An 18,205-nucleotide genomic window follows, 5' to 3' on the forward strand; every position below is an offset into this window, starting at 1 on the left:
GCACCAGGACACCTCCCCTCGCCTGCCTTGAATATATTTGCCATGTCACAGCCTTCCAGCAATCCGATCCGCATCGGCGTCATGCCGCCACTCTCTGGATTAGGAGGACTCTACGGGCCCGAAATGTCCTGCGCGAGCCAGATCGCTTGCGATGAGATCAATGCCCTGGGCGGCGTCCTCGGCAAGAAACTGGAGCTCATCATCGCGGACGACGGTGGAATTCCGGAAACGGCCATCCACACCGCCCAGCGATTGCTCGACCTCGGCTGCGCGGCCCTGGTCGCAAATCTGCCTGCCAATACTCGCGCCGCCGTGGTCACCCAGATCACGGAGCCGCGCGAGAGACCCTATCTGAACTGCAGCTTCTACGAGGGTAGCCTCTACGGCCGCTCCTTCTTCTCCTTCGGGGCCCTACCCAACCAGCAGATCGAGCGCATGATCGGCCACATGGCGAAGGTCGTCGGCGCCAAGATGTTCTTCGTCGGCAGCGGCCAGGAATGGGAGCGCGTCGCCATGACCACGGCGGAGCAGCAACTGAGAGCGCAAGGCGGCGACGTGCTGGGCACGGAATCCGTTGGCACGGAATCCGAGCGGATCGACCAGGTCTTGGCGCGCATCCAATGCTCGGGAGCGGATATTCTCCTACCCTTCTTCGAGGGCGAAGCGCAGATCCGCTTTCTCAAACGCATCGCTCAACTAGGCCTCAAGCAGCATCTGTCCGTGGTCATGTGCAATTTCGACGAGGCCATCGCAGCCATGCTGCCCCCGGAGGTCCGCGAGGGGCTCTACGCCAGCGGCGCCTACTTCATGAGTGTCGAGACAGCCGTCAACGCGCGCTTTCTGAGCGCGCTCAAGGCGCTGGATGAGGTGGCAGCCACCTCGTGCGGCGGTAAGGCCGTGGTCACGAGCCACGGTGAAGCCGCCTATGTCGCCATTCACGCCTTCGCGCAAGCCGCAAAGGCCGCTGAGTCCCTGGACCCGCAGACCTTGGTCCGCTGCTTGGAGCAGGTCCAGATCGCGGCGCCGCAGGGCAACGTGCGCATGGACACGCTGACGCATCATGCCCATGTCAACAACTATCTGGCGCGCTGCAACTTCGACGGCAGTTTCCAGACGGTCAAGCACTTCGGCACGCGCCAGCCCGTGATCCCAGAGCGCTACCGCTATTGCCTGCCCTCGCTCGCCGGCATGGAGAGCAGCACGGCCGATAGCCAGACCCCAGCCGAGCAGGATCTCGCGATCGCGGTTGCCGGCATCGACACCGCGGGCAAGATCGAGTTCTTCAATCCAAGCTTCCAACGGCTCTGGAGGCTCCCAGAAGACGCGCCCTTGATTGGACTGGCCGTCAAGGATCTTTGGGATGATGAAGCACGCCTCGGGGAGATCCCTGCGACACTAGAGCGCGCCTCCGAATGGCGCGGAACGCTGACTGCGCGCCGCGCGGACGGCACGCTCAAACGACTGGCCGTGGTCGCCGAACCATTGCGACACATAGGTGGCGAGATCGCCGGATACACCCTCGCCTGCACCGACACTCGCGCACGCCTACCCCAGCCGGGAGACGCATCTCACCATGTCTTGGCGATGGCAGATGTCGCGATCCTCGCATCGGACGCCGACGGCGTCATCATTGAGGCAAACCGGCGCGCTAATCAGCTGTTCGGCTACCAACCAGCGGAACTGATCGGTCTCAGCCTGCATGCCTTGGTGCCCCCTCAATACCGCGAGCAGCACGCGCATCAGGTGAGCGGCTTCATGCGCGGCGCAGTGAGGGAGCGCCCGATGGGGATGCGCAACGAGGTCATGGGGCTGCGCAAGGACGGCAGCGCCTTCCCCGCGGAAGTGTCCATCTCCAAGATCCATGTCGGTGGCACATGGGTCTTGGTTGCGACCTTGAACGATATTACCGAGCGCAAGATCGCCGAGCACGAACTCATCTGGCACGCCTCGCACGATGCCCTCACGGGGTTGCCAAACCGAACGCTAATCTATGAGCAGTTGGCCCGTGCGCTGCTGCGCTCCAGGCGCCAAAGCCATGGCGTCGCACTGCTCTTCATCGACCTGGATGGCTTCAAGCTCATCAATGACACCCATGGCCATGCCACGGGAGACGATCTGCTCAAGACGATCGCCTGGAAGCTCTTGGATCAAGTTCGCCCGGGGGACACCGTAGGACGTCTCGGTGGGGACGAGTTCGTCATCCTCTGCGATCTGGTCGAGTCCCCAAGCGCTCTGACCACCTTGGCCAAGCGGCTCAATGAGATGCTGCGCATGCCCCTGGAGGTGCAAGGGCACCAGCTCTTCGCCACCGCCAGCATCGGCCTGGCCATGGGGCATGGCACGACACACAGCGCGGACGACCTGCTGCGCAACGCGGATGCGGCCATGTATAAGGCCAAGGAGCACGGCCGTGACGGCTGGCGTTTCTTCAACGAAGAGATCCAGCACCAAGTGCGTGAGCGCCTGGACATCACCAATGGACTCAGGCACGCCATCCAGCGCAACGAGTTGCAGGTACGCTTCCAGCCCATCCTGAGCACTGAGAGCGGAGTCATCCGCGGCGCGGAACTCCTGCTGCGTTGGTTCCCTCCGGAAGGCGAAATACCGCCGGCCCGATTCATCCCCATCGCCGAGATGACGGGCTCGATCATCCCAATCGGAAAATGGGTCTTCGAACAGGCCTGTGTCGCCGAGGCCGCCTGGCGCGCGCGCTACGCCGAGCAGGCCCCCTATGTCAGCGTCAATCTGTCTGCGCAGCAGCTCAACGACGAGACCCTGGTTCAGAGCGTGGAGGCAGCCCTCGAAGAGACGGGGGCCGATCCCAGCCGCATCCTGCTCGAACTCACCGAGACGTCTTTGATGAGCGACGTGGCCAAGAATCTCGGGGTCCTGCAACAGCTCGCGGATCTTGGCCTGCATGTCGCCGTGGACGACTTCGGCACCGGCTACTCATCCCTCTCCCAGCTCCTGCGGATGCCGGTCAGCACGCTCAAGATCGACCGCGAGTTCGTGGACGGAATCGAAAAGAGACAAGAGAGCAAGGCCATCGTCTCGGCGGTCAGCAGCATGGCGCGCGCCATGCAGCTCAAGGTCATCGCCGAAGGTGTGGAAAACGAGGATCAGTTTCGCTACTTGCGCGATATCGGCTGCGACTACGTCCAGGGCTTTCATTTCTATCGCCCGATGCCGTCCGCGCAGCTCGAGGCGCTGCTCGCGGAACAAAGCACAAGCAGATCCGCAGAGGCCGACGATGATCTTTACACCATGCTCTACGTCAGCGTCGCGACCGCGCCCATGAGCGACCAGGCACTCAGCGAATTGCTACAAAGCTCGCGCTCCAAAAACCGCGATCAGCGCATCACGGGCTTCTTGCTCTATCTCAACGGCTCCTTCATGCAGATCCTCGAAGGTAGTCGCCCGCAAGTCCAGCAGCTTGCCGAGTCGATCGCCAAGGACCCGCGCCATCATTCGATCCGCACGATCTACGAGGGACCCATCCATCGACGCACCTTCCTCGACTGGAGCATGGGGTTTCGCAACATGAGCCACCTGAAGCAGGGCTTCGACTTCAAGGCCTGGCACGCCCGTACCCTGAGCTTCGTCGAAATGTCGGAGGACCCGCAGCTTTGCTACAGCCTCATTGTGGCACTCGCCAGCTAAGGCGATGACCAGGAAGACCGGCTCCAGCCATCCGCTTCTTGGACAGGATGAACAGGATGCTTCAAGCTCCTGGTGGAGCTCTCCACGAGGTTCCGGACCACGGCAACGCATCGCGGGCAGCGCTGCCCCACAGGCTCATGCAATGTCAGGTCGCCGATCACAGGAAGAGCGTCAGCACCCCGGTGTAGCCATAGATCCGATCTTGCGAGATCTCGCCGTTCGCGTAGAACCCGATCAGCGGAAAATCACCCAGCGTCCTCTGGATCTGTTTGAGTTCCGCCGCATCCGGTCCGAAGAGGTTCACGCCGCGCCCCAGGCAGGACACGTAGATTCCACCGCGCGGCGGCCCTGATAGACGCCGCTTGATCGCCGCGAGCATGCGATCCAAGTCCTCCTCGGCCGTGCCGGCGTCACGCCGGCAGAAGACGATCTGCTGTCCCGCCTCGACCAACTCCGCAATCGCGAGCAGGCCATGACTGGGGTCGACGCCAACCAGATTGCGGACGATGTAATCACCCGTATCCGAGCCGCGAATCGGCAGGCCGGCGAAGACTTTTCCGGCCAAGCCCGGTAAGTCAGAGACAAGCTCCTCGCCGACATCTTCGCGCATGGCCTCCAGCGCCGAGCGATCATCGATTTCGATCAGGATGTTGCGTTGGCAGTCGGTGATGGCGCGGGTTGGGCCCATGGGCGAGCAGCCCTGCGTGAGCGCCGTGGTCATGGCAACCGAGTCCATGAAGAGCACCCCGGAGAGCGGATCCTGAGTGCTGCGATTGGCGATGCTTTGGCCCGCGCCCCGCGGACTGCCAAGCCCCCCGACCAGGAATCCCGTCGTGGTGCTCTGCGCCAGCGCGCGAACCAGGTCTTCGATCGCCTCATGGGCGGGATCGCCATGCACGAGCCCGATGAAAGGCTGCCGATCCGCGATCCAGCTGCCATTGACGACGTCGAACTGGGTCATATCGCCGTTCGGCACAGTGAAGACCCGGAAGGCGTCCTCCGCGAGTTCGGCAAGCATCAAGGCAACGGCGGGCTGCTCATAGTACTCGGCGCCGGTTGCACAGATCCCTCCTCCCAGGGTTCCAACCCATTGCTCGATGCCGGTCGAGGCGCGCACCAGACTCAGGAGATCCTCCAGGTCATCGGCAACGGCATCCGTCGCGTAGAGGATCCCGAGATTCGCCCGATCCGGCACCTGGCCAATCTGAGTGAGACAGTCGACCACCGCCTCGCGCCAATCGGCGCCAGCGGCATGACCATAGCGGAACTGGGACATCAGGATTCACTCCAGAGACTGGTGGCGGCCTGCCGGTTGGCGAGTTCGCGATGGGCGCGGCTGACTTGGCGTGCTAAGAAAGTGTCCATCAATTGTTTCCCGATGCGAGCGATGCCGCCCGAAATACCCCCTAGCCCCCCTTTGCGAAAGGGGGGAAGTTGTTGATGGACGCTTTCTAAGGCAATTGCTGTCAAAGCTCATCCCCGCTGAGGTATCCCGAGGCCCGCCTTGCCTGTCGCACCGGCGATCGCAGAGCCCGGCGATGCTCCCGCCGGCGCTCCTTGAAGGCAAACCTCGATGCGGCGCCAGCGGCGATGAGAGTTTCCGGCAATCGCCTAAACCTCGGCGAGATCGCCCTTGGCTTGCAGCCAGCTGCGGCGATCCGCCGCGCGCCGCTTCGCCAAGAGCATATCCAACAAGGTATCGCTCTGATCGTCAGGGTCAACCGTCAGCTGCACCAGCCGCCGCGTATCCGGATGAATGGTCGTCTCCCGCAGCTGGGCGGGATTCATCTCGCCAAGCCCCTTGAAACGCTGGACGTTGACCTTGCCCTTGATCTTCTCGGCCTTGATGCGGTCCAGGACGCCGCGCTTTTCGTCGTCATCGAGCGCATAGAAGACCTGTTTGCCGACGTCGATTCGATAAAGGGGCGGCATGGCGACATAGACGTGCCCCTGGGCAACGAGCGCGCGAAAATGCTTGAGAAAGAGCGCACACAGCAGGGTCGCGATATGGGCGCCGTCGGAGTCGGCATCCGCCAGGATGCAGACCTTGCCGAAACGCAGCCGGCCGAGATCGTCGTTCCCCGGGTCGACCCCAATCGCGACAGCGACATCGTGGACCTCCTGAGAGCCGAGCACCTCGGCGGAGTCGACCTCCCAGGTGTTCAGGATCTTGCCCCTTAGGGGTAGGATCGCCTGAAACTCGCGGTCGCGGGCCTGTTTGGCGGATCCTCCGGCGGAATCCCCCTCGACTAGGAACAACTCGCTGCGCTCAGGGTCAGTCGCGGTACAGTCCGCCAGCTTACCGGGCAGCGCCGGCCCCTGGGCCACCTTTTTGCGCGTGACCGTGCGGCCCGCGCGCAGCCGCGCCTGGGCCGCGCCGATGGCAAGCTCGGCGATACGCTCACCTGCCTCCACGTGCTGATTGAGCCACAGACTGAAGGAGTCCTTAACGACGCCGGAGACGAAGGCTGCACACTCGCGCGAAGACAGTCGCTCTTTGGTCTGGCCCGAGAACTGCGGATCCAGCATCTTGACGGACAGGATGTAGCTCAGCCGGCTCCAGACATCCTCGGGCGCGAGCTTGACCCCGCGCGGCAGCAGATTGCGGAATTCGCAGAACTCGCGCACCGCCTCGGTCAGCCCAGTACGCAGACCGTTGACATGCGTGCCGCCCTGGACGGTCGGAATGAGGTTGACGTAGCTCTCGGCGATGGGCTCGCCGCCGTCGGGCAGCCAAGCCAAGGCCCAGCTCGCCGCCTCATTGCTGCCCTCCAGATCACCCACAAAGGGCTCGGCGGGCAGGGTCTCGGCACCATTGAGCGACTGCGCCAGGTAGTCCTTGAGCCCCTCCTCGTAGAGCCAGGTCGTCTCGTCCCCCTTCGCCTCGTCACGGAAGCGCACCTCGAGACCCGGGCAGAGCACCGCCTTGGCGCGGAGCAGGTGCATCAAAGGCCGCACGGCGAACTTGGGCGTATCGAAATACTTGGGGTCGGGCCAGAACCGCAGCCGGGTGCCCGTGTTGGCGCGCCCGACCTTGCCGACCTCGGTCAGATCGGAGACCTTCGCGCCATCCTTGAACGCCATATTGTGCTCGATTCCGCCGCGCCTGACCCAAATCTCCAGGCGCATCGAGAGGGCGTTGACGACGGAGACACCGACACCGTGCAGACCACCGGAGAAGCGATAATTGTCGGAGTTGAACTTGCCGCCCGCGTGCAGCTTGGTCAGGATCACCTCGACGCCGGGCAATCCCTCTTGGGGATGAATGTCGACAGGCATGCCGCGGCCATCGTCGGTGACCTCCAGTGAACCATCCTGCAGGAGCGCCACCTCGATCCGCTTGGCATGGCCGGCAAGCGCCTCGTCGACGCTATTGTCGATCACCTCTTGGGCCAAGTGATTCGGCCGTGTCGTGTCTGTGTACATCCCCGGGCGCTTGCGCACCGGGTCAAGGCCCATGAGGACCTCGATCGCTGAAGCATCATAATTGCCGGTCATGGCCGTCGGGGTTTTCCTTGCAGAAGGGAGAATTGATAGGCGCGAGTGGCCACAACCGCCGTGCCGGTTTGACCACTCAAACGACCTACGGTACCGTACCTGGAAACTCTGATTCAAACCTTATGAAAGAGCCCGCCAACTCGCCAGAACCATCCTTCGAGCAAGCCCTCAGCGACCTGGAAGCCATTGTCGACGCCTTGGAGAAAGGCGACATGCCCCTCGAGGAATCGCTCGCGGCCTTCGAGCAAGGCGTTGGATTGACCCGTATCTGCCAGCAAGCGCTGGACAATGCCGAGCAGCGAGCCCGCATCCTGACCGACACCCGGCCCGAGGCCGAGCCTGAGCCCTTCGACCCCCAATGACCGAAAACAACTTTGACGCCTTTCGGACGCGCTGTCTCGCACGCATCGAGTCAACGCTCGACGAGATCTTGCCCCCGACCAGCGTGCAACCCTCGCGCCTACACGAGGCCATGCGCTACACCGTGCTCGCCTCTGGCAAGCGCATCCGCCCCCTGCTTGCCTACGCCGCCGGCGAGGCCATGGGCGTCGACAGCGCAGTGCTCGATCGTCCAGCCTGCGCGGTCGAACTCATCCATGCCTACTCGCTCATCCATGACGATCTGCCGGCAATGGACGACGACGACCTCAGACGCGGCCGGCCGACCTGCCATCGCGCCTTCGATGAGGCGACCGCGATCCTCGCCGGCGACGCGCTGCAAACACTGGCGTTCCAGGTCCTCGCCGAGGCCCCGGGGCTGTGCGCGGAGTCGCGCATCCGCATGGTCGAGACGCTGTCTCGCACAAGTGGCTCGCGCGGCATGGTCGGCGGCCAAGCCATGGATCTGGAGGCAGAGGGAACGCCCTTGGATGTGGCCATGCTGGAGAATATCCACATCCACAAGACCGGCGCGCTCATCCGCGCCTCAGTCCAGATGGGCATCAGGGCCCGGGGCGACGTTGTTCCAGACCACGCGGAACGCCTCGACCACTTCGCCAAGTGCCTTGGTCTCGCCTTCCAGATCAAGGACGACATCCTGGATGTCGAAGGCGATACGAGCGAGATCGGCAAAACAGCCGGCCGCGACCTCGAACTCGACAAGGCGACCTATCCCGCCATCGTCGGACTGGCCGAGGCGAAGGAGATGGCGAAGCGTCTCACCAAGGACGCACACACCAGCTTGGAGGTCTTCGGCGAGAGCGCGGACGCGCTCCGCTGGGTCGCCAAGGCTCTGCTTGAGCGCAAGCATTAGGCGATTGCCGAAAAATCTCCTACCAGTGCCTGACCGTCGATGCGACACGGAAGGCGGTGCGCGAGACAAGTCAGCGGGTATGCGCCTTGACAGAACTCACCTTTGTCGGCGTGGGCCGGATACGCGGCACAGGCGCTGGCTTCAGAGCTGGACAAAGCTCAGAAGCTGTCTGAAAAAACGGGTAGGGGCGAATTCATTCGCCCAACCGCCGGACCAAGGGCGAATGAATTCGCATCTTATATGTCTCGACCATGATTTCCAGACAGCCTCTCAGAGCACAGGCAACCTCCCTAAGATGCAAAGACAGCGCGCATTCCACCAGCGCCAGCACTGAGCGCGGCCGATTGTCGGTGCGCTCGCGCACCGCGCTGCTGGATCTTGCGGATCGAGTCCTTTGAATCTCGAGTTCTAGCAGCTCGCCAAGTACCGGGGGCCAAGCGCCTCCAAGGCTGGCAAGAGACACCTCGCTGACGCTGTCGTCGACCTGGCTTGCAAGGGCCCTCGCGCCCCACGCATCACCGCTTTTTCTAGTAGGCCTCCGACCCAACCTCTCTGGCGATGGCAGGCAGTATAGATCCATTGAGGAATTCATTTATGGAGCAATCGCTCGAGACCAACTGCAGTTCCCTGAAAACGCAGAGCGAGATCGCCGACGTTCAGGGAAGCACCGATACCCGGCGCATCGCCATCGACAAGGTGGGCATCAAGGACATCCGTCACCCCGTGCGTGTGCGCGAGCGGAGCGGCATGGAGCAGCACACGGTCGCAACCTTCAACATGTACGTCTATCTCCCGCACGACTTCAAGGGGACCCATATGTCCCGCTTCGTCCAGATCTTGAACAGTCATGAGCGTGAGATCAGCGTCCCGTCGTTCAAGGAAATGCTCGTGGAAATGTCCGAGCGCCTGGAGTCCAAGGCGGGCCATATCGAGATGCGTTTTCCCTTTTTCATCAACAAGAAGGCGCCTGTTTCCGGCGTGCAGAGTCTGCTCGACTATGACGTGACCTTCGTCGGCGAGATCCGCGACGGTGATCCGAGGCTGGAGATCAAGGTCGTGATCCCCGTCACCAGTCTCTGTCCCTGCTCGAAAGAGATCTCCTCCTACGGCGCCCACAATCAGCGCTCGCATGTCACCGTCCAGGTGCGGGCACAGGCATTCATCTGGCTCGAAGAGATCATCGAAATGGTGGAGCACGAGGCATCCTCCGAACTCTTCGGACTCCTGAAGCGACCCGACGAGAAGTTCGTCACCGAGCGCGCCTACGACAATCCAAAATTCGTCGAAGACATGGTGCGGGATGTCGCCAAGCGGCTCAACGCGGACGATCGCATCCTGGCCTACGTGGTCGAGGCCGAGAACTTCGAATCCATCCACAATCACTCGGCCTATGCCCTGATCGAGCGCGACAAGGAGCAGGAAGCGCTTGCCGCGGAGGCATCGCGCTGAACCAGGACCGGCCAGGCTGCCTGCTGCTGCACGGCTTCACCGGCGACAAGCAGGATTGGCTCGCCTGCCTGTCGGAGCGGTCGAATGACTGGCTCGCCATCGACCTCCCCGGACATGGAGAGGCCGAGGACCCCACCGGCGATTTCACATCGGTCGTCCGCGCGCTCTTGAGCGCGCTCCCGCCGAGCATCCACCAACTCGTGGGCTATTCATTGGGAGGCCGCATTGCCCTGGGGATGTTGGCGCAAGCGCCAATGCGCTTTAGCGGCGCCACCATTATTTCCGCGCATCCCGGTCTCACCGACCCGGCCCAGCGCGCCGCGCGCCTGAGGCAAGACGCGCGCTGGACCACCCTGTTGGAAACCCAGGGAATCGCCGCCTTCGTCGCAGCCTGGGAGTCCCAGGCGCTCTTCGCCACGCAGTCGCGGCTGGCGCCTCAGGTCCTCGCTCAACAACGCCGGCGGCGCCTGGGCCAGCGCGCATCCGGCTTGGCTGCAAGCCTCAGTGCTACGGGACTTGGCGTCATGCCCAGTACCTGGTCTGAGCTGCGCGCTTACCCGGGCTGCCTGCGCTGGATCGTCGGCGGCGCCGACGCCAAGTTCCTCGCCATCGCTCGCCAGGTCGTTGAGATGAGACCAGAGACAGCGCTGCATGTGCTCCCTGAGATCGGCCATAACCCCCTCCTGGAATGCCCGGCCGATCTCGCCGGGCTCTTGTGCGCAGCGCACGCCGAGTCAGTTCGGGTTCTGGATGGAGAATGCGGATAGCCAAGCGAGCGCTCGCCGCTGATCGGAGTCCCTGGTTGCAATCCTCGCTGAGTCCTTTGCCGACATTGCGACACGCCTTGCCTTCCCTTGCCTTCCCTTGCCTTCGATCGACGTGCACAATGGATGTCATCTTGCAATCTAGATTCAGGGTTTTTCCGGGAATATCCTGCGATATGATGACCATTTAGGCTCTAACTCAGCACTTGTGGCGAGCCGGCTTCGCCACACGGCGGTCGCACGCGAGACAGTCATGCTGATCAGCAGCTGCGCTGGTTATACTGACGGCCACGGCCATGACTTCACCTCTGACTCGATTCGTCCGAATTCCGCCCAACGGAAACAGTCCCGCAGCGCACCGCGGGTCCTTGGCTCAGGCACTCACGCGGGCATCCGAATAGATGCTCGCGGATAACCGCTTCATTTGGATCTATGCTCACCAAACCTTTCTCAGGCGCCGGGTATCTCCTGCAGGGCATCAAGCTCATCAGCCGACCGGGAATACGACGCTTCGTCGTGGTCCCGCTGCTGGTGAATATCTTTGTCTTCACTGCGGCAATCTACGCCGGTATCGCTCAATTCGACGGGCTGATAAGACTCCTCGACTCCAAGCTGCCGGCTTGGCTCGGCTGGCTGGATTGGCTGTTGTGGCCCGTCTTCGCCCTGCTGATGCTGGTGGTGGTGTTCTACACCTTCGGACTCGTCGCCAACCTAATCGCTTCACCCTTCAACAATCTGCTGGCGGAGAAGGTCGAGCTGATGCTCACGGGGCAGCCCCTGCAGCAGGAGAACGACTACCGACGACTGGTCGCCGAGCTGATCCCCACGCTGATCGACGAACTCAAGAAAATCCTCTATGCGGCGCTCCTAGCCATCCCCTTCCTCTTCCTCCTGCTGGTGCCAGTCGCCGGCCCCCTGCTCTGGTTTCTCTACACGGCCTGGATTCTCGCGGTGCAGTACAGCGACTACCCGATGGGCAATCACGGACTCAAGTTTCGCGAAATACGCCAACGGCTCGGCGAGCATCGCGCCCTGAGCCTTGGGTTCGGCGCTGCGTCCGCAGGCCTTGGCATGGTCCCCATCCTCAACTTCATACTCATGCCAAGCGCCGTGGCCGGGGCGACGGCCATGTGGCTGCGCGAGCTGAAGCCTGCGAGCAATTATCAGGGCCCTCATCAGTCCAGGGTCGCCACCCGCCATGTGCTGCTGACGGTCGACCATCTATCCGGCCGCATCAACGGCGAGATACTCGCCGGGCGATTGCAGGGGCAACCTCTCGAGCAAGTATCCACTGATGAGCTGCTCGCTCTGCTCACGACCTACTATCAGACAGACGCCGATTCGGCGGAGGCGCTCGAGGTCTATCTCAGTCAGGTGCGTGACTGTGTGTTCCAGCGACCACCGCCTCAACAGCGCTCCGAGACCACAGCCAGGCCCGAGCTAAGCGCGATGGACGGAATGGAGGCGCGCGCGATCCTGGGAATCAACCCGGAGGACGACGAAGACGCGATCCGCACGGCCCACCGACGCCTCATCCAGCGCCTCCATCCAGATCGCGGCGGATCCGACTATCTGGCATCCAAGGTCAACGAGGCCAAGGCGGTGCTCACGGGCTCAGAATCCCGGCGCTCTGCCGGTGAGCCCAGACGCGCATCGGGTCGAGCTTGAGCCGCGCCTGACCGCGCGGATCAAAGTGCTTAGAAAGCGTCCATCAACAACTTCCCCCCTTTCGCAAAGGGGGGCTAGGGGGGATTTCGGGCGGCATCGCTCGCATCGGAAAACAATTGATGGACACTTGCTTAGAAAGCGTCCATCAACAACTTCCCCCCTTTCACAAAGGGGGGCTAGGGGGGATTTCGGGCGGCATCGCTCGCATCGGGAAACAATTGATGGACACTTGCTTAGCACAGCGGCGACCGAGCTAAGGGATCCGGCGCAGCAGATCGACCCGATGCGGCTTCATGAAGCGCGCGCCCGCGGGCGTGAGATGCCGCTCAAATGCTGCGCGGACGCGCGCGATCTGCTCGGCGTCTAGATCATGTTCGGTATGGGTGACGTGGAGAAACCGGCCCGCGAAACTGTCCCAGTCCGGGTAGATCCCTTCGGCCTCGTAGAAGATCTCGTGCTCGAGCTTGAAAAGCACCGCGTCGACGGCGCGCCGCATGGCCTCGAAGGCGGCGATCCGCACCTCGCGCTCATCGTGAATGAGGCGCATCACCTCGTTGAACGGCCCCCAGTAGACGGGCTCCGAGACGTAGAGGGCACCACCGGGAACCAGCACGCGATGGATCTCCGCGAGTGCCTGATCCATGCGATCGACGGGGACATGGTGGAGTGACTTCAGCATCAAGGCCACGTCGTAGCTGGCGTCCAGCGCATCGATGGCCTCCGCGCCGCCAAGTCGAAACTCGACCTTGGGGAGGTCCTGGATGTCCAGATTCTTCGCATGCTGGATGCGATCCACCTCGGTCGCCGTGACCTGCGCCGCGCCCAACCGCTCGACAAGCTGCCGCGTCATCCAGGCGGCGCCGCAGCCAAGCTCAATGATGCGGCTTGCGTCGACGACGAGCAGCGCTTGCATCACATCCAGCTCGCCACAGCTGCGGTAGGCCTCGGGGTCGTTGATTTTGAATTGCACACTCATGATCGCAATGATCCTTCTTGAAGGAGTCAACCGCCAGGAGAAAGGCTCCGCCTGGCCGCTGGCGGCCGTGCGCGCCTTCTAGCATCATATCGGCAAGCAAAAGGAGAGGGCTCACTGGCTAGCCAAGCGCGCCAATGCATCGCCGACCCGTCATTCTAGCGAGGCTTCGCCTCAGACCGACGCGTCATGCCATCGGGATCGCTATCGTCGTCTCGATACCGATACCGATGGCCTTGGATGGTCGGACGTTTTATCGAAATTTGACTCATCTGCAAGCATTTTGCGCCCTCAAGGATTCTAGGGTACGGCAGCGCCGCGCTTCCTCATCATCCTCGCGCTGCTCGCCATCCTTGGCGGCTTGGCCTTTCTCAAGTACGACCAGATGCCGCAAGAGATCACGGCTGCGTCCCCACCCTGACCAGCCCCAGCGTCTCGATCGCCCGCGTGAGATCCGAGACGAGACCTGGCCGCCGAGCTTCAAGGCCGCGGGAAGGATCGAGGCGGTCCAGAGGACCCTGGTCGACAATCAAGTGACGATCACCCCCTAGGAGAGAATCAGATGCACTCAGCAACACCGCTCGACCGATGGCTGTCGATCGTCTTTCTCTACATCGAGAAGGCCGTGCTCGTCGGCGTCGGCGGCCTCGCACTCATCGGGATCGGCCAGCTCATCTATGGCATCTATCAACATGGCGAGGTCAGACTGGAAGACCTCCTACTCATGTTCATCTTCATCGAGATCATGGCGATGGCGAATGTCTACTTCCTCAGACGCAGCGTTCCATTCACTTATCCCATGTTCATCGCCGTCACCGCACTCTCCCGCCTCATTGTCCTTCAAGGCAAGAACATTGCCCCTGAGAACCTGATCTACGAAGGCGGCGCCATCCTACTGGTCAGTATCGCGATCCTCATCATCCGCTTCAGCCAGCGCTACAGCACCGATGCAACTGAGAAAGCGGAGCATCAAGAGGAGGATCGGCATCACGGCTAGGGACGGAAAGCATTGGGCGCTCTCGGATCTCGGGTAGTGCTTGATGAAATATTGATCTACGACTTAAGGCTCTTTGCACCGCAGCAGTATGGTCCAGCGCCCCCGTCATAGGCAGACTATCAGACACACCAGCGAGGAGAGCCGGATTCGATCCCATGAAGAACAGACACAACACCCAAGTGCGCAGCGGTTGATGGCGTCCTACTTGCCCCCTCCGCAAAAAGGGGAACCGATAGACTCGACTGCGTCGTCTTTAGAGCACCCCCTTTGCAACAGGGGTTTGGGAGGACTCCCATCATGACCGACCTCGCTACCCTCTACCAAACCGACTATGCCGCCTGGGCGCAACGCAACGCCGAACTCCTGCGTGAACGCCGCTTTGACGAACTCGACATCGCGCATCTGCTGGAGGAACTCAGCGACATGGGCAAGAGTGATCGTCGCGAACTCCACAGCCGCTTACTGGTATTACTCGCACATCTACTCAAATGGGAATACCCATATCAGACGTTGGCGGATCGCTGGCGCGAATTCGACGGACGCAGCTGGCGCTCGACCATCATCGAGCAACGCAAGCAGTTGGCCGATCTACTGAAGCAATCGCCCGGTCTGAAAGGCATACTCGCAGACACCATCGCGGCCACCTATCCTGACGCCATCGAACTCGCCTGCGACGAATCCGGCTTGCCGCCAGCGACCTTTCCTGAGCACTGTCCCTATACCGTCACTGAATTACTCGACAAAACCTTTTATCCGAACACGCAGCCTTAAGGTTCAGGACGCCAAGAGCGGTTTTCGCGCACCCCGAGTCATTGAAAGCTAACTCTTGATGCGATTGCCCTGCGTCCTTCTCGGGTCCGGCAATCGCCCTTCCATCGGCTCGACTGGCCAGGGTCTGTCACCCAGCGTACACTTTCGAATGCTACTCCCGCGCCCGGTCGAGCACGCCTGGCCCGGCAGTCACTCCACACCTATCCGCGTCGGCAATTCTGCGCGGGAAATTGCTCTTGTCTTCGCTCCTGAAAGCGAGGCAGAACAACGCGGAGATTTCTCTTCGCCTCCTCTCAAGCGCAATCAGATGAGCTGTCCATCGGATGAGCTGTTGTATAAGGCCAAGGACTATGAATGCCCTCCTGAATCCTCCCAAGCGAAGCATGCTTGATCTCGTCAACCCACTCTACGGGCTACGCGACCAAGACCTCGTTTCCAAAGAGTTCCTCGGCAATCTTCAGGGGGTCGCGCCTTTTGACGCTGCAGCGATCTTTCAGATCGATCAACACACCTACGAGATTGCTCAAGGGGTTTGCGCGGGCTCCGATGCCGGACTCATTGATGAATATCTGAAGAACCACGCCTCGGCCGATCTCTGCTCCTTGAGCCTGCGCTGCCCCACACGACTCAACGAAGCCGACTTGCTCTCCAGGCTGCTGACGCGCGACCCTCAAGCTGCGCCAGCGACACAGAATACGCGCAGTCGTTTTGGTTTCGAGCATGCACTGACAGTGGTTGCCGGCTGGCGTGGTCAGCCCATCGCGCTCTTGAGGCTGCACCGGCGGGCGGGCGCCAGCAATTTTTCCGACGAAGAAATCAGTCTCATCAACGGCATCGCACCGCATATCGCGATGTCGAGCGTCTTCAATAAACCAACAGACGCGCAGTCCATTGGCGTACAAAGGGGCCTGCTCGCACTGACCAGTGACAATCGGCTGATCTATGCCAACGATAGCGTCCAGGAGCTACTGGCCGAGCTTCCTGCGGCGACCATCCGTGCACTGGCTGAGTCCGGATCGGTCTGGCGCAATGACGATGAACGGGTGTTCAGGCTTCGCATTCTTGCGCTGAGCAGGCGCAGCCTGCTGAGCTGGATCGAGCTTGAGGCGAGCGCGCAATCCCATGCCCTGGAGCACTGCAACGCCGGTGCTGTCACGGTCATCGCGGTCGAACCCATCCAAAGGCGCCAAGCACTGGCGACACGCTTGGCTCGCAGCCGACTATCCAGGCGCGAAGTCGAAGTCGCGCTCTGCGTCATGCGCGGTCTCTCCAATGCCGACATCGCTGGGGAACTCGGCATCGACGAAAAGACGGTCAAGGATCATCTGCGCCGAGTCTATGGAAAGATCGACGTGCGCAGCCGGACCGCGATGATCTCCAAGGTTCTCGGTTTGGAGGCCGAGCTGATCCCGGTCGCGAGCGCCGTACCAAAAAGCACTTGTCAGTAGGTCGCAAAGGCAATTGATGCCTTGGTCATCAGTTGGCCCGGGTGGACGAGCGAGAGCGAAGTCCACCGAATCCCGCGTCGGCGTTGGTGGACTGCGCTGCGCTTGTCCACCCTACGGAAGACGACTCGCCGAAACCATGATCGACGCCGCGATTGAGTCCCACCCCGGCTTACCCTACCATCTGAAAACTTGGGCACCTCACCGTCACGCTGGTGATTGGCGCGCGCCCAAGCACATGATCCAGCACATGAATTGCTCGCGTCGGGCTTTGGCTCCGTGGACCCAGCGTCCGCACCGAGAGTTCGCCGCATGTATTTGGAAACGAGGCCGGCGACGATCTCTTCAGGGTCGCGTAAAATGGGGCACTCAGTGTTCCAAGCTGCGATGCAACGCCATGACCTTTACAAAGCAGTCAGACAGAGGCCCTCTGAGCGATTTGCACTTCGCGACCAGGATCTGCTCCTAGCGCGGCATCCTCCCATTTCGCTGCGCCCCCGGCGAGCAGCCCCCAGATTGACCTCCCAGCTCAACCATGTCGGTTCCTGAAGCCCTATCTTACTTACTGGTCGGGGGCCTTTCCGGGCTTCTAGCCGGCCTCTTCGGCGTCGGCGGCGGAGCTGTCATCGTCCCAGCCTTGATCTTGATCTTCACGCACATCCAACTGGCAACCGAGTGGATACCGCACCTCGCCATCGGAACATCGCTTGCGACCATCATTGGTACCGGAGCCGCATCGACACTCGCGCACCACCGTCGCAACGGGGTGCGCTGGGACCTCTTCGCCCAGCTCACGCCAGGCATTGTTCTCGGCGCCTTGGCTGGAGCCTCTCTGGTCGCTTTCATTCCCGACCTTTGGCTCAAGCGCCTCTTTGCTGCCTTCCTCGGATTCGTTGGACTCAAAATGCTGAGCAGTCGCTCGCCTATCCTTGAGACGCCACGCCCCATGCCCGGCCGCTTAGGTCTCGGGGGGGTTGGCGGGGCCATCGGCATGCTTTCCGCCCTTGTCGGCATCGGTGGCGGAACAATCACGGTCCCCTTCCTCAATAGCCGCGGGATCGACATGCGCAAGGCCGTTGGCACCTCGGCGGCATGTGGGCTGCCCATCGCCATCGCCGGCACCATCGGATTTGTGATCGCAGGCTGGGGGCGAATCGGGCAAACAGCCTTGGGTTCGGGCTTTGTCTACTGGCCGGCGGCAATCACCATCCTGGTCGCCAGCATGCCCGTAGCACCCCTGGGTGCGCGACTTGCCCATCAGCTTCCAGTGCCCGTGCTCAAACGCATCTTCGGTGGTCTGTTGATCCTAGTAGCCATAGAGCTTGGGCTAAGCTGAGGACATTTCGCGTCGAGCAGGGGCAGTTCGCGCTCAGCGCCTGCGTCACTGAGCTTGACCTAATCGGCGTCAGGGAATCAAACTCAAGGCCAGATTGCTTGTTCCCGGCTGTAAATCTTCAGGATGTGGATGCGCTGTCGCTCGCATTGAATTGAAGCAAGCGCCGGCATAGCGAGGTTGCCCTGCTCGCGGCGCCGTGCTCACGAACCCATGAGCAGGCTCCCAACAGGGGCAACACTAGACGCAGGCCCTGATCCGCAAGCAATAGGAGCCAAGAGAGCGTCGCGCCGAGCCGGCAAGGCGCCCATCAGCACCCGAGAGCCATGATGTTCGAGCCTGACCTTCCACTGCTCCCCTCCTCCAGGTTTCGCCGTGGCGCGAGACACACAACC

General features: G+C 61.9%; 13 protein-coding genes. 10 read left to right on the top strand and 3 right to left on the bottom strand.

Annotated features, from left to right (window positions below; translation table 11 throughout):
• Nucleotides 1-42: 42 nt before the first annotated feature.
• Entirely contained in the window at nt 43-3,660 is a 3,618-nt protein-coding gene (locus tag G3480_RS09885; protein WP_164653722.1) for an EAL domain-containing protein, read from the top strand.
• A gap of 157 nt (nt 3,661-3,817) precedes the next feature.
• On the opposite strand, the gene G3480_RS09890 is transcribed toward G3480_RS09885, so the two are convergent.
• Both G3480_RS09890 and parE read right to left on the bottom strand, forming a co-directional pair.
• Complete coding sequence (locus tag G3480_RS09890) at nt 3,818-4,936, bottom strand: FIST signal transduction protein (RefSeq protein WP_164653723.1); 1,119 nt, start codon at nt 4,934-4,936, stop codon at nt 3,818-3,820.
• Between the two features lie 335 nt (nt 4,937-5,271).
• Nucleotides 5,272-7,158 carry a DNA topoisomerase IV subunit B gene (gene parE, locus G3480_RS09895; RefSeq protein WP_164653724.1) on the bottom strand — a complete coding sequence of 629 codons (1,887 nt, stop codon included), beginning with the start codon at nt 7,156-7,158 and terminating at the stop codon, nt 5,272-5,274.
• 122 nt (nt 7,159-7,280) lie between these two features.
• Here parE and G3480_RS09900 point away from each other — a divergent pair, with 122 nt between their 5' ends.
• The 5 genes from G3480_RS09900 to cysZ all read left to right on the top strand — a co-directional run bounded on the left by G3480_RS09900 (nt 7,281) and on the right by cysZ (nt 12,291).
• Nucleotides 7,281-7,520: an exodeoxyribonuclease VII small subunit gene (locus G3480_RS09900; RefSeq protein ID WP_164653725.1), complete on the top strand. Its 240-nt coding sequence runs from the start codon at nt 7,281-7,283 to the stop codon at nt 7,518-7,520.
• Complete coding sequence (gene ispA, locus G3480_RS09905; protein ID WP_164653726.1) at nt 7,517-8,410, top strand: (2E,6E)-farnesyl diphosphate synthase; 894 nt, start codon at nt 7,517-7,519, stop codon at nt 8,408-8,410. The genes G3480_RS09900 and ispA overlap by 4 nt, the downstream gene beginning before the upstream one ends.
• Nucleotides 8,411-9,004: 594 nt before the next feature.
• Complete coding sequence (gene folE2, locus G3480_RS09910; RefSeq protein ID WP_164653727.1) at nt 9,005-9,859, top strand: GTP cyclohydrolase FolE2; 855 nt, start codon at nt 9,005-9,007, stop codon at nt 9,857-9,859.
• 26 nt (nt 9,860-9,885) lie between these two features.
• Complete coding sequence (locus G3480_RS09915; protein WP_164653743.1) at nt 9,886-10,626, top strand: alpha/beta fold hydrolase; 741 nt, start codon at nt 9,886-9,888, stop codon at nt 10,624-10,626.
• Nucleotides 10,627-11,055: 429 nt separating this feature from the next.
• Nucleotides 11,056-12,291, top strand: a complete 1,236-nt coding sequence (gene cysZ / locus G3480_RS09920) for a sulfate transporter CysZ (protein WP_164653728.1) — start codon at nt 11,056-11,058, stop codon at nt 12,289-12,291.
• Nucleotides 12,292-12,544: 253 nt separating this feature from the next.
• On the opposite strand, the gene G3480_RS09925 is transcribed toward cysZ, so the two are convergent.
• Nucleotides 12,545-13,267, bottom strand: coding sequence for a class I SAM-dependent methyltransferase (locus G3480_RS09925; RefSeq protein WP_164653729.1), 723 nt, complete (start codon nt 13,265-13,267; stop codon nt 12,545-12,547).
• Nucleotides 13,268-13,826: 559 nt separating this feature from the next.
• Between G3480_RS09925 and G3480_RS09930 the strand changes: the two genes are divergently transcribed.
• From G3480_RS09930 to G3480_RS09945, 4 genes are all read left to right on the top strand, one after another.
• Nucleotides 13,827-14,261: a phosphate-starvation-inducible protein PsiE gene (locus tag G3480_RS09930; RefSeq protein ID WP_164653730.1), complete on the top strand. Its 435-nt coding sequence runs from the start codon at nt 13,827-13,829 to the stop codon at nt 14,259-14,261.
• A 297-nt stretch (nt 14,262-14,558) separates the two neighbouring features.
• Complete coding sequence (locus G3480_RS09935) at nt 14,559-15,032, top strand: DUF29 domain-containing protein (protein ID WP_164653731.1); 474 nt, start codon at nt 14,559-14,561, stop codon at nt 15,030-15,032.
• A 383-nt stretch (nt 15,033-15,415) separates the two neighbouring features.
• Complete coding sequence (locus G3480_RS09940) at nt 15,416-16,480, top strand: helix-turn-helix transcriptional regulator (protein ID WP_164653732.1); 1,065 nt, start codon at nt 15,416-15,418, stop codon at nt 16,478-16,480.
• A gap of 532 nt (nt 16,481-17,012) precedes the next feature.
• Complete coding sequence (locus tag G3480_RS09945; protein ID WP_164653733.1) at nt 17,013-17,813, top strand: sulfite exporter TauE/SafE family protein; 801 nt, start codon at nt 17,013-17,015, stop codon at nt 17,811-17,813.
• The last annotated feature ends 392 nt before the right edge of the window (nt 17,814-18,205 follow it).

The sequence above is a fragment of the Thiorhodococcus mannitoliphagus genome, assembly GCF_010915725.1.
GTDB lineage: Bacteria > Pseudomonadota > Gammaproteobacteria > Chromatiales > Chromatiaceae > Thiorhodococcus > Thiorhodococcus mannitoliphagus.